Here is a 13162-nt window from a genome sequence, read left to right as displayed (position 1 = left end):
CCAGAAGTCGTTGTGTGAGGCTGTTGCCGATTGGCTATGTAAAGTCTATTCCACAAAACGGCCTTATACATTCTGTTTGCTGAATCTCCAGTAAAAACGACTATTCATAGTACGTTGGTCGACTAGCATCTTTTTCAGCATTTCCTTTCAGCAATCAAGTTATTATGGCGAATACTTCCACCTGGTTCAAGGGCAATGCGCGCCTTGACCAATGTCTGGTTTCCGACCCAGCCCACGTTCAAAAAGGCGACCGGGGGGATTACGTTACGCTAATCCAGGGAGCGCTGATGGCGTTGGATACGGCCATCATTTCGGTTGATGAGCAGAGTCAAAAATTATATGGTCCCAGCACTGCCCAAGCCGTACTGACCTATAAACGAAAACGGCAAATTATCAATCCAAGCTATCAGACCCAGGCAGATGATATTGTTGGGCGTATGACCATGCTAGCGCTCGACACGGAAATGGGAGCCTTCGAACGCCGTCAGTTCCATCCTGTTCTAGCCTTTGGCATTACAGCACCGACTACACCCAAATCAGCCATTGTCTCGGAGAGCAACAAAACCTTCCGTGGCTGGGCGAAACAGTCTGCAGACGCTTTCAAGCCGAATATGCTCATCTTCGATGTACCCCCGAAGAGTTCAGCCGAAGCTAGTGTGGGCGTCATTAAACAAGCGATCGCAGCGGCCTCCGGTGGCTTATTAATACTAAGTGTGGAAACCTACTCTATGGGTCGGTTCGGAAGGGGGAAGCCGGTAACCCCTCTTTGTTGTACAGGTTTGGATTGACCGGATTGTCGGCCCAGGCGTAGCGAACGTATTGAGGGGAAGGAATGTCGTCGCTCCAAACCACTACGTTATTACCTTCAATGTTAGCCCTGGCCCAAACAAATTTTTTATCAGCGCCCGCAATGGCAAACTCACCCAGCACTTCCCCGTCTTTAGCGATCAACCCACTGCCGACATTCGTAAAGCTAAGTACGATTTTGTTGCCGTCGATAGCCGATGACTGGTACAATGGACCCGAAGAAACGAGGTTTTTGTGATACGCCGTTTTCAACGCAGCCAGTGCCAGTCGTTCGCCCACATCTTTCTTATTATCAGGGTGAATATCGTTCCATTCTCCCAGGTCGATCGCTACGGCCATGGCTGTGTTGGGAACCGATAAGGCCTTACGTTGCGCTTCCCGCAGCACGGCCCAGTTGCTTTCTGTTGGCTGGTAGTTATAGTCCATAAAGCCGGGAAGCTGGACATACAGAAACGGCAACGGCCCCTGTCCCCACTGGTTTCGCCAGTCATTGATCAGCGCTATCTGTAACTTTTCGTACTCCTGCGGTTTACCCGTATTGCTTTCGCCCTGGTACCAGCAAAAGCCTTTGATCGCATAGTTAATGGCTGGGGCTACCATGGCATTATACAGCGCCGTTGGCTGGTTCTGGGCATTGATGCCCCCGCCTATGTTGCTCCCGGCAAAGGGCTGGTAGACAGTACCCACTTTATACTGCCAGGTTCCTTTCAGATCGACGGTGTCGGCACCCGCGAAAATACAGTATGGCTTATCGGGCACGAAGCCCCCTTTACCGGCGTTGTTGGTGACCCGTACCACAAAGACGTTCCTGCCCGCTTTTAATACATCAGATGCTACGTTGTATCGGCGCTGCGGATACATATAGGTGGTTTTTCCGACCGATTTACCATTGATATACAACTCATCAGCATCAACGATTCGGCCCAGAAAAACTTTGGCAGGCTTACCCATCATCGAAGAAGGTATATCGATTTCTTTTCGGTACCACACGACGCCATTCAGGTCTTTAACTCCCTGATCTTCCCAATACCCGGGAATGTTAATCGGTCGCCAGCCCTTGGGAACGTACGAAACGTCGAACCATTTTGTGGTGCTTGCCATCCCTAAATCGACGGGCGGGCCGGGTTTGTTCACCGTGGCGGGTTGACGTTGGGTAAGGCCGGGCCGCGTCAGACGATTGATATAGGTCGTGTCTTTGTTCTTCTCAATGGCCGCTTTCAGGTCAGAAAAATCCCGAAGTCCTTCTTCACTCGTCCAGGCTTCGATGGGCGTACCGCCCACGCTGGCGTTAATGATGCCAATGGGTATCTTGTCCTTATCATACAGTTTTCTGGCGAAGAAATACGCCACGGCGGAGAACGGCCGGACATCTTCACCGACAGCTGATTTCCATTGCCCATTCGGCAGATCGCTCTGTGGGGCTTGGAGGTTTGTCAGGGTTGGTATCCAGAACTGGCGTATTTGCGGGTAGTTGGCTTCCCTGATTTCTTTGGCATACGTTACGTCGTGAATATTCAGTTGGTGAACCATGTTGCTTTGTCCACTGCAAAACCAGACATCACCCAGCAGAATATCCTTCACGGTAAGCTGGGTATTCCCTACAATCGCCATGCTGTAAGGGCCACCCGCTGGCATGGGCGGCAGCGTAAGCAGCCATTTCCCAGTAGCCGCCGTCACGGTTTTGTAGCTCTTTTTATTGAACCGTACGGTGATGCGTTCGCCGGGAGTTGCCCATCCCCAAATTTTGAGCGTAGCATCCCGTTGCAGCACCATACCATCGCTGATTAATTTGGGTAAACGAAGCTGGGCCTGAACGCCTGTGCTTATTGCCAAGAGCAGCACCAGGAAGCTTACTCCAACGACGGAAATAAATCTGGACGACATCTGATTAGTTCGTTGCATTGTTTTTCACGGTTACCTCCGGTCCTAGGTAGCTCGGCTCCAGACCACCAAAATCCAGTACCAGTTTTTGCAGCACAACACCCGGGTTCACCATCCAGAATTTTACGGTGTGCTTGCCGGCTTTAGCAATTTTATGGGTCGTCGATTTGATAATAATGTTCTCCGACACCCATTTATTCCAGATGCCTTTGTCGCTGGTTTTATCTTCCCTATTCAGGCTGATGATCTGTGGCGCTTCATCGTCCACCGACATGGCGTATTGCAGGCCGTTTTCGTCCCTGAACAGATTCAATGTGGGGGAAAAATAGGCATTTATTGTAAACTCACCCGCGCGATCCATGACAACATCGTACTGTACGTGTGGCGAATTATTGCCGGGTTTTTGTTCACTCACCGTCACCGGGAAAGGCGTAATAGCTGAGCCGGTTCGGCCATGATCGGGTAAGACTTTCCAAGTGACGCCATTGGTGTTTACGGCTTTAGTATACCGATCGGCATCAATGGACATCCCCCGGTTAGCAATCTGAACGGGCGTAGCGTTGCCCGCAACCGCCGAATCAGACGGGATATACTCCACTGTCGGCATTTTTTGCCGGTCGGGCTGTTGCCAGTACGTATAGCCAATATGGGTCTGGCTCATCAGGTGATTCCATTTGCCGTTGTTGAGCTGATGGTATTGCAACGTAATAAGCGAATCGTTGGCATACAACTCCTTTACTTTATCGGCGTACCAGTTGGTTTCTTTCAGCTTGTTTCCATACACCTGCTTATTTAGCGCTACGTAGTAATACATCGCATTCAGATTGGCACAAGCTTTTATCGGATGCAGTACCAACTGAAAGTAAGCGTCTTTATACGCAGCCGGTAGTACGTTATTTATGGCTTCGGCTCTTTTCAGCAGGGCCGTCCACTCGTCAACTACGGTTTTCCATTCACCCGTGGGCAAGCTGTACGTGTTGGCATCGAGCAATTCCGGCTTCCGGCGGGCATTGTATTTTCCATATTTCGCCAGCAGGAAAGCAATGTCTTTGGCAGGTTGTTTCCCAAACTGGTCAGCCGCCCAATGTTCTGTGTAAGCCATCAAGTCGTCGGCATCAATTTTTTCCGGATTCCAGGCGTAGTCCAGAAAAAAGGAGATTGGAAATTCCATAGGCTTGATGTCACCGACATTCACAATCCAGATATCCCGAACCTTATATTCCCAGGCGAGGTGCATCTGCTCCCAAATTCGGGGCAACGTATTGGTGTTCAGCCATTTGTAGTTACGAGGACCGCCGACGTAATCGAAATGATAGTAAATGCCATAGCCGCCTTTGCGGGGTTTTTCATCCAGTCGGGGCAGTTTACGGAGGTTCCCCCAGTTGTCATCGGAAAGCAGTAGCGTTACGTCGTCCGGCACCCGCATGCCTTTGTCGTAGTAATCCTGAACCTCTTTATATAACGCCCATAGCTGCGGAGTTTCGGCGGCCGGTTTGCCCGTTACGTCGCTGATTATTTGCCGTTGATCGGCCACGATCCGTTCTAGCAAGGCCGTAGCGGTTTCCCGCGACATCGGCGCATCGCCGTCCCCGCGCATGCCCACACTCACGATCTTTTCGTTGGTAGCCCGCTTAATGCCATCCCGCCAGAACTGTTGCAGCTTGTCTTTGTTGGTTTCATAATTCCATTGACCACCGCCAACTCGTCGCCATTCGTCATGCGCCCGCATCAGCGGTTCGTGGTGCGACGTACCAATGACAACGCCGTATCTATCAGCTGCTTTTATGTTCAGCGAGTCATCGGCATAAAAAGCGTTGCCCCACATGGCGGGCCAGATGTAATTGCCTTTCAGCCGAAGCACCAGCTCAAAAAATTTTTCGTAGAATTTGTGATTGAACCCACCGAATTTTTCCTTGGTCCAGCCGGAGAGCGCTGGCGCTTCATCGTTAATGAACAGCCCTCGGTATTTTACGCTCGGCGCGTCCGTTACGCTAACATCGCTTTTGATATAGATTTCCGGTCGCTTCTGAATGGGCACGTCGGCCCACCAGTACCAGGGCGAAACGCCGAATTGTTTCGACAGTTCGAACACGCCATAAGCCGTGCCCCGCCGATCATTGCCCACCACGATCAGGGCCTGGTTCACCCCTTCAACTGGGTTGCGGATGGTTTGTGTCAGCGACGCTTCCCATTTTCCATCGATAGCTTCCGTACTGATTTTGTGCTGCGATGCCAGTTGTTTCAGGAAAGTAGACTGCTGAATGGTGCCAATGGCAATGACGTTTTTGCGTACCTGGCCAACCGACGTAACGATGGGTATCTTTTTCCCGGTCACCTGTTCAATGTCCTGCTGCAGAAGCATTGCGGCTGTTTTTACGAGTTCGGGTTCGCTGGAATCGACGTAAATCGCAGCCTCGGTAACGGCAAAAGAAGATTTATCAGCAAGGATTCCCTGAGCCCAGCTAGTAGCAGAAAGCCAGAGTGTTAAGAAGCCAACAATTAGCTTTATTTTCATTCTTTGTTGACGTTGTGTAGTTAAAAATGTTTGAGGCTGTTCAGAGTTATTCTTCTGATTGCGTTCACCCCTAAATCCCCTAAAGGGGACTTGGCTTGCGAGTAAACAAAGTCCCCTTTAGGGGACTTAGGGGTGAGTAGGCTGCCGTTAGAACTTCACGACGCTCTCGTACGCTTTCTTCGGCTGGCCATTCTGATCGAACAGCAGAGGATAATCTTTACGGCCGGGGACCGGAAAATTGTCCAGCCAGGAATACTTGTCGGTCAGGTTCCAGAACGTAACGCCGGTGATTTTGTCGCGGTGCTTGCGAAATACGTCGAACAGCATTTTGTAATGAGCCGCCTGCTGATCGTTCATCGCGGGTGTAAATTCGCTTTTGTCAGTATCGCGACGAGCCCGGCGTTCGTGTTCTTTGGGATACACTGATACGTCAACCTCCGTAAACTGGATCTTCAGGCCCAGGCTGGCGAATTTATTGATGGACTCCTCCAGTTCCTGTTTGGTAGGCTCGTAAATGGACCAGTGCGCCTGCAAACCCACCCCGTTGATAGGCACCTTCTTATCTTTCAATTTCTTCAGCACCTGATAAATCCGGTCCCGCTTGGATGCCGTTTCCGTATTGTAATCGTTGTAGAACAATTGTGCGGATGGGTCGGCTTCGTGGGCGTACTGAAACGCTTTTTCGATGTAGTCTTCGCCGATAATTTCGTAAAACTTCGATTTACGGTACAGGCTGGTCCCGGTATCAGGAACGGCTTCGTTCACTACGTCCCAGGCATAAATTTTACCCTTATACCGCCCCATTACGTCGGTGATATGTCGTTTCAGGCGAGTCAGTAACACTTCCCGGCTCACGGTTTTGCCCGTTGAGTCGGTGAAAAACCAACGGGGTGTCTGATTGTGCCAGCAGAGCGTATGGCCCCGTAGCTTGATGTTATTCTGCTGGGCAAAATCAGCAATGATGTCGGCCTCTTTCCAGTTGTAGCGGTTCTCTTCGGGATGAATCGGTCCCATTTTCATCGCATTTTCAGGCGTCATGCTGTTGAACTGGGCTTTAATCAGTTCGGCATCCGGGCCAGGCTGTACCATACGCGGATTGACGGCCACGCCAATCGGAAAAAAGTTTTTGTACGCTTCTTTTAACGTTGGCTGAGCCAATGGATTGACAGGTCGCAACGTGGCTCCCAGCACAATAAAGCTGCCGATGAAAATGGCTAACCCGGTTATTTTTTTCATGAGTAATCAGTGTAATTGCTTCAGGACAAGAATTCACTTTCAACAGAATGGTCAACAACATGGACCCTTTGAATAAAAAATGAACAATGTCCGACTGGAAATCATCAGGGACATTGTTCATTTTTCAGTTGTTATCCAGCGTACAAAGAGGCTTAATAACCAGGATTTTGCGGGAACTTAGGCCCTTCAACCACCCGATCGATTTGTGTTTGCGGAATGGGACGTAGCAAATGATAATCCTGTACGTAGGGAGCCGCTTCCTGATTCCAGGCTTTTACGCGCCGAACCAGCGAGCGGGTCCGAACCAGATCAAGCCAGCGCTGCCATTCGCCAAAGAATTCGCGGCTACGTTCATCCAAAATAAAGTCTACAGTTACGTCAGCCGGTGTAATCGTCATCGCTGTTACGGCCGCAGCATTCTGAACTGCGGTGTTCGTCTTGCGGTAGGCCGCCCGTTGCCGCACTACGTTGATCAACGCGGCTGCTTTTGTGGCATCACCAGCTTTAAAATAAGCTTCGGCCCCCGTCATGTAAACGTCCGAGAAACGGTACAAAACGACCGGCCGGGTAGACGGGTCATTGAAGTTAGATCCCCGGCTTGGGTCCATAAACTTTTTCAGGGCGGGGAAAATCGCGTTGTTCCACAAGCTGGGCGGCACAACAATTCCTTTGAAGGGGCGTGTACCAACAAATTGGGGCGCGCCAGCCACCTCGAAATCAGGCATCCAAACCGCGGTATCCTGACCAACTACGGTTGAGTAACCAATGCCCCGGCTGTTGTTGGCAGCCGTCGGTGTGTTGGTCGCGGACGTGTTGGCGATATACGTAGTGAAGAACGAATTGGCATAGCGCGAGTCGACGTCCCGTTTTACGAAAGCCTGATCCAGGAAGTAGCTCTTACCGGCATTATCGCCTGTTTTCACCTTGTCGCTGTTGGGGCGCATCCGGACGAAAGGCCGTCCATAGTAAGAATCCCGAATCATACTGGAAGGACCGGCAAAGGTCAACGTTCCAGCGGCCGTTTTATACGCGTTGATCGTGCTGTTTGTCGGATAGTTCCACTGAGTAAACCAGGGCGTCAGGTTTTGAGCGGCCCCACCAGCGAGTGCTCCACCCACTGAATAGTAGCCATATTTGGGATCCGCTACGTGGTCGCTGACGAACATCGTTTCTTTGCCGTAATCGTTGGCCGGTACAAAGGCATCGCCGAAATCCTGCCACAAATCGAGACCGTACGTAGCTTTGTTGGCGATAATATCCGCGCAAATAGCAGCCGCCTGCGTAAAATCAGCCGCCGTGTTGTTCAGCCAGCCACGGGTCAGATAAGCCTTGGCCAGCAGCAGTTGCGCCACCGGTTTAGTAGCCGCTTTGCCCAGAAACGGCGCTGTAGGCTGGTTGGGTAAATCGGCAGCCGCTTCGGTCAGATCCTTGATGATCTGTTCGTATACCTGAGCCACCGGTTGACGCGTATCGGCCTGAGAAGGAACCGTAATGAAGGTTGTATGCAGCGGCACATCGCCGAAAGTCTGCACCAGATAAAAATACCAGAAGCCACGCAGAAACTTGGCCTGGGCCAGATACTGTTTGCGGGTAGCATCCGGCAAATCAACCGTTTGTCCGTATTGCAGTACCCCATTCAGCGTGTTGATATCCTGAAAGGCCACATTCCAGGCAGCACCAAAATTACTCCCGTTCAGGCCATTGTAGGTATAAGCAGGCCCTCCGCCCGAGCTGGCTCCCTGTATAAACTCATCGGTTCCCACCTGCATCTCTACCGTGAACCCTTCGGTACCCCAATCGGACCGGATATCGTTATAAACACCGGCAATCCCCCCTAATACACCAGACGGACTATTAAAATAAGTAGGAACAACCTGGGATTGTGGATGCTCTTCCAGTATTTTTTCGCAGCCCGTGCCAGACAAGGCGATCAGACCGAGAATAAACCCAACTTTTATGTTTTTCATGATCGTGTTGACAATTAGAATTTGAGGTTTACGCCAAGGGTGAATTGCCGTACGGGGGGATTATTCATGTTTACGACAATCGCCCTGGCTGGCGTGCCCGCATTACCTGCCCCTGTCGTTACGGTTGCCCCATTGTCGCCAGCATTACCGGCATAACCGTTCCCCTCCGGGTCTATAGCCAGGTGATCGTGGACCAGTGGCGAATACAGGATAAGCGGATTGGTGGCGTTGAGATAAACCCGGGCCGAATTCATCCCGATTTTTTTGATTAGTGCACTGGAGAAGGTGTACCCCAGGTTGATGCTTCTGATCTTGATGAACGAACCATCGTAATAGCCCAGCGTCGAGGCAAAATAGGCGACAGCATTGTTTGCATCGGGCGCCGGGAAGGCATTTGTCGGATTCGTTTCCGTCCAGTAATCGACTTTCACCTGATTGGCACGTCCCTGGTTGAAGAAGGGGAAACCACCCGCTCCGCCCGAGTTGCCGGTGAGGTAAGGGACCACCACCTTCATACCCATCCGGGCGAACGTAACAACAGACAGATCGAATCCTTTGTAGCTGAACCGGTTGGTTATACCCCCTTCCCAGTTAGGCTGGAAGTTACCCAGAATCTGCCGGTCAGCCGGATCAATTTTTCCGTCACCATTGACATCTTCAATCCGGATTTGACCTGGATATTGAACCGGTGACGTTTGCTTGGCCAACGTACCATTTTCTTTATCGGCGGTCTGCCAGATACCAATTTTTTTGTAATCGTAGATAACACTCAGCGGTTGACCGACAAACCAGCCTGCCCCGATGTTGGATTGCTCAGCGGGCGTGGTGAGCTGGGTGATTTTTTCCCGGTTGAAGAAGAAAACTACATCCGCACTCCAGTTAAACCCTTTTGGATTCCGGATGGCGTCAACGGTTACGGAAACCTCCATACCTTTTCCTTCAGTTCGCCCGAGGTTTTTCAGCGTAGAGCCTGCCCCGTTACTGGCTGGTAATGGTACGGATAGCAGAATGTCTTTTGTTTGCTGCTTATAATAGTCGATGCTACCTGTGACGCGGTTGCTGAACAAGCCGAAATCAACACCGATATCCAGTTGGGAGGTTGATTGCCATCCTAAATTAGTTGCCGGCAAACTGGTAACCGTATAGGCCAGTTGCTGACCTGCGGTCCCCAAACCGAAATTGTAATACCCCGCCGACAAAGCACCCAGGGTAGAGTAGGGACTCACGTTTCGGTTACCCGACACGCCAAAGCCCCCTCTCAGTTTTAGGTTAGTGACCCAGCTAACGCCCTTCATAAATCCCTCTTCTGCTACGTTCCAGCCCAGGCCCACTGCCGGATAATTGAAGTACTGGTTGCCCGGCGACAGGGTAGACGAGCCATCCCGGCGCAACGTAAACGTTAGCAGGTACTTATCGGCGTAGCTATAGTTTACACGGCCCATGTAGGAAATCAGCCCCTGTTCCGTGAACGATTGCAGGGCTGGATCGGCCAGGGGAGTACCACTGGCCAGTCCGAAATTGGCACTGTTGATGTAATCGGCTGGAACACCGGTTACACTGAAATTATTGCCCAGTGAGTGATCTTTGACAACTTCGAACAGGCCCGTGAACCCAATTTTGTGCTTCTGAGCAATGGTTTTGTCGTAGTACAACAGGTGTTGTAAATCGTAATTCCAGGTTTCCGTATTGGTAACTCTAGCCGTAGAAGATGACTGTACCGTAGCCGTATTGACGTACGTTAACGGCCCGGCATAGGTATTGCCCGCGCCTTGGCTGTAGTTTAATCCGGCGTTGAACCGATACCGTAATCCATCGATAATATTCACTTCCGCGTAGAGGCTATTGAAGGTTCGAATGGAGCGGGAGCGGTCCAGTATGGCATTGTTTTTCGTAATCAGCGTTAACGGGCTAATCGTGGCGGCATCAATCGAACCAACGGCGGGCGTCAGATTTACGCTGCCATCGGCATTATAGGGCGAAGCCAGGGGTGTTAGCCGTACCAGACCCGAGGGTACTCCCCCACCGCCGGGCGTATTCGTGTAAGTCAGTGTATTCAGCGTGTTTAACCCGACTTTAACCCGACTGCTTATCCGCTGATCGATGGTGGCCCGGATATTGAACCGGCTAAAATTCTGGTTCGGAATAATACCCTGTTCCCGGAAATAGCCAACATTCATGCCGTACTGCGTGGTTTCGGTGCCGCCCTGCACACCCAACTGATGATTGGTCGTATAGCCCTTCCGGTAGATCAAATCCTGCCAATCCGTCGAAACACCAGCGGCCAGTGCGTCTTTCTCGGCCTGAGTTAGTGCGTAAGACGACGTACCGGCTGCTGACCGGTTATACGTAGCGGCATCCGCTTTAAACTGCGCGTATTCGGCCCCATTGTACACCGGATATTTGCCCATGATCGACGTAACGCTTTGATAACCATCGTAGCTGATAACGGGCTTGCCGGTTTTGCCCCGCTTTGTTGTCACCAGTAATACCCCACCCGCTCCGCGCGAACCGTAGATCGCTGTGGCCGATGCGTCTTTCAAAATTTCGATGTTGGCAATGTCATCGGGGTTAAGATCATTCAGGCCATTATAGGGTATTCCATCCACCACTACCAACGGACCATCCAGGGCATCAGCCACTCCCGGTGTAGCCGTGTTCGTCAGCGTACGGTTTCCCCGAATTCGAATTTGACCCTGAGAACCCGGAGTAGAGCCATTACTCGTGATGGAAACTCCGGCAGCCCGGCCTTTTAACTGATTCACCAGGTTCGGGGCGGGTACTTCTTTCAGGGTCGTTTCGGTAACCGAAGCCACCGCGCCCGTCACATCGCGTTTGCGTTGCGTTCCGTACCCGACAACGACCACCTCGCTAAGGGTCTTGTCATCTGTCGCCAGCGTAACGTTGACGACAGATCGAGCGCCTACCGTCACCTCCTGCGTCGTAAAACCAATGGAGGAAAAAACAAGTACCGTCCCCGCTTCTTCAGGAATAGCTAGTTTATAGTTACCGTTCACGTCGGTAGTGGTTCCTCGGGGCGTATTCTTGATCTGAATATTGACCCCCGGTAAACCCTCCCCGTTTTCAGCCGTAACCCGGCCAGTCAGTTGTTTATCGACCTTAGCTTCCGTATTGATTTCGCGGGAAGCCTTCACCTTGCCGTTATGGGCAAAGCTCACATGGGTTAGGAAAAGGGCAAGCACTAGTTGTATGCCCGAAATTTTCATCAACCTGCTCCTAACGTAGCGGTTCAGTAAAAAATAGTACATAAATCTGTTTGAGTTAAAGTTTTCTTCGGCTATGGATTGAGACTACATGTCGAACATTGAAGCGACAAGCCAGGCGCCTAACGGGCTGAATACACATTTGAAAAAGTAATTGAGAAGCAATCTTTCCTAACCAACGGAGACTATAATGGCCTAATACTCTGTAAAGTTCTTACTATAAAATTTATAAAGCAATCGGTTGCATAACAATTTTTTCACAGTAAAATCTTATTCGTTTTTCGTAATATTGTGAGTGCTCTACACGTTTTCGATTGATTTGGCCTTCTGACAGGCTCAAATCCTGGCTAAAAATCAATTTAAACGGGTTTAGGCCGTGCATCAGCTAAGTAGAAGTCAATCGTGCTCAACCGATTGCATAAAGCGTTACTAGTTTTAAGTTTTACTTTGTTCATTGCCTTGAGCAATCACCCCGCCATGCAGAAGGATATTACTATTTACGATATAGCCAAACAGTTGCAACTTTCCCCGGCAACGGTAAGCCGGGCCTTAAACGACCATCCGGCCATTAGTCAGGATACCAAAGCGATCATTGCCGACAAGGCGATGGAAATGGGGTACCGGGCTAATATGTTTGCCAGTAATCTGCGTCGGCAACGGACCAATACCATTGGCGTAATTGTTCCCCGGCTAGACAGTGCCTTTATGTCGGCGGTGTTGTCAGGCATGGAGAAAGTAGCTAATGAAAGCAATTACAATCTGATTATCAGCCAGTCGCTCGAATCGGTAAAAAAAGAAGTGGCGAACGCAAAAACCATGTTCGATAGCCGGGTGGACGGGTTACTGGTTTCATTGGCATCCGACACAGAAAATCTCGACCATTTCAATACGTTCTTTAAAAAAGGAATTCCTCTGATCCTGTTCGATCGGGTACTGACCCAAAAAAACTGTACAAACATTGTCATCGACAACCAGAAAGCAGGATACGATGCAACCTGCCATCTAATTGAACAGGGCTGCAAGCGGATTATGCACGTATCGGGTAGCCTGAAACGGAATGTGTATAGTGACCGGCTCAAAGGCTACAGACTGGCCCTGATTGAACATGGGCTGCCCAGCGGGAATGAGCTGGAACGCTATACAAATCTGACCCGTCAGGACGGCCTTGCTGTCGCCGAGTCCATCAAGGGTATGGCTAATCCGCCCGATGGCCTTTTCATCGCCAGTGACTTTTGTGCAGTAACGTGTATGGGCGCCTTAAAACAGAGTGGCTTTTCCATTCCGAACGACATTGCCGTTGTTGGATTCAATGATGATCCCGTTTCATTGGTTATCGATCCAGGTCTGACAACTATTCAATACCCTGGCCAGGAAATGGGTGAAATAGCCGCACAAAATTTAATAAATCACCTGAATGGCTTATTGCGACTAAGTAATACTAATATGATTCTGCTAAATTACGAATTGATTGTCAGAGGCTCGTCACAGCGAAATAGATAGCCCGATAGTACGTATTTTACAAGGGTATCCTATGG

The 13162-nt window shown here is 50.5% G+C and carries 7 protein-coding genes; 2 read left to right on the top strand and 5 right to left on the bottom strand.

The window, feature by feature from the left end:
• The first annotated feature begins 164 nt into the window (after positions 1–164).
• Positions 165–788 carry a peptidoglycan-binding domain-containing protein gene (locus ACYVEA_RS25805; protein WP_461116313.1) on the top strand — a complete coding sequence of 208 codons (624 nt, stop codon included), beginning with the start codon at positions 165–167 and terminating at the stop codon, positions 786–788.
• Here the strand turns inward: ACYVEA_RS25805 and ACYVEA_RS25800 are convergent.
• The 5 genes from ACYVEA_RS25800 to ACYVEA_RS25780 form a co-directional block, all read right to left on the bottom strand.
• Positions 727–2709: a sialate O-acetylesterase gene (locus ACYVEA_RS25800; protein WP_461116312.1), complete on the bottom strand. Its 1983-nt coding sequence runs from the start codon at positions 2707–2709 to the stop codon at positions 727–729. The two genes, ACYVEA_RS25805 and ACYVEA_RS25800, sit on opposite strands and share 62 nt — an antisense overlap.
• On the bottom strand, positions 2696–5203 hold the full coding sequence (locus ACYVEA_RS25795; protein ID WP_461116311.1) for a glycosyl hydrolase 115 family protein: 2508 nt from the start codon (positions 5201–5203) through the stop codon (positions 2696–2698). The genes ACYVEA_RS25800 and ACYVEA_RS25795 overlap by 14 nt, the downstream gene beginning before the upstream one ends.
• Before the next feature lie 147 nt (positions 5204–5350).
• Positions 5351–6439 (bottom strand): endo-1,4-beta-xylanase, encoded by a 1089-nt coding sequence (locus tag ACYVEA_RS25790; protein WP_461116310.1) that lies wholly within the window; start codon positions 6437–6439, stop codon positions 5351–5353.
• Between the two features lie 152 nt (positions 6440–6591).
• Positions 6592–8406 (bottom strand): RagB/SusD family nutrient uptake outer membrane protein, encoded by a 1815-nt coding sequence (locus ACYVEA_RS25785; RefSeq protein ID WP_461116309.1) that lies wholly within the window; start codon positions 8404–8406, stop codon positions 6592–6594.
• Positions 8407–8420: 14 nt separating this feature from the next.
• Positions 8421–11672 carry a SusC/RagA family TonB-linked outer membrane protein gene (locus tag ACYVEA_RS25780; protein ID WP_461116308.1) on the bottom strand — a complete coding sequence of 1084 codons (3252 nt, stop codon included), beginning with the start codon at positions 11670–11672 and terminating at the stop codon, positions 8421–8423.
• A gap of 432 nt (positions 11673–12104) precedes the next feature.
• Between ACYVEA_RS25780 and ACYVEA_RS25775 the strand changes: the two genes are divergently transcribed.
• Positions 12105–13127: a LacI family DNA-binding transcriptional regulator gene (locus ACYVEA_RS25775; protein WP_461116307.1), complete on the top strand. Its 1023-nt coding sequence runs from the start codon at positions 12105–12107 to the stop codon at positions 13125–13127.
• The last annotated feature ends 35 nt before the right edge of the window (positions 13128–13162 follow it).

The organism is Spirosoma jeollabukense (assembly GCF_054777855.1).
Note: the sequence above shows the minus strand (reverse complement) of the source record. Positions and strands in the feature narration are given on the sequence as shown.

Bases quoted from the DNA above. Each gene is read 5' to 3' on its own strand.
- ACYVEA_RS25805 (WP_461116313.1), top strand. From the start codon at position 165: ATGGCGAATACTTCCACCTGGTTCAAGGGCAATGCGCGCCTTGACCAA.
- ACYVEA_RS25800 (WP_461116312.1), bottom strand. From the start codon at position 2,709: ATGCAACGAACTAATCAGATGTCGTCCAGATTTATTTCCGTCGTTGGA.
- ACYVEA_RS25795 (WP_461116311.1), bottom strand. From the start codon at position 5,203: ATGAAAATAAAGCTAATTGTTGGCTTCTTAACACTCTGGCTTTCTGCT.
- ACYVEA_RS25790 (WP_461116310.1), bottom strand. From the start codon at position 6,439: ATGAAAAAAATAACCGGGTTAGCCATTTTCATCGGCAGCTTTATTGTG.
- ACYVEA_RS25785 (WP_461116309.1), bottom strand. From the start codon at position 8,406: ATGAAAAACATAAAAGTTGGGTTTATTCTCGGTCTGATCGCCTTGTCT.
- ACYVEA_RS25780 (WP_461116308.1), bottom strand. From the start codon at position 11,672: ATGTACTATTTTTTACTGAACCGCTACGTTAGGAGCAGGTTGATGAAA.
- ACYVEA_RS25775 (WP_461116307.1), top strand. From the start codon at position 12,105: ATGCAGAAGGATATTACTATTTACGATATAGCCAAACAGTTGCAACTT.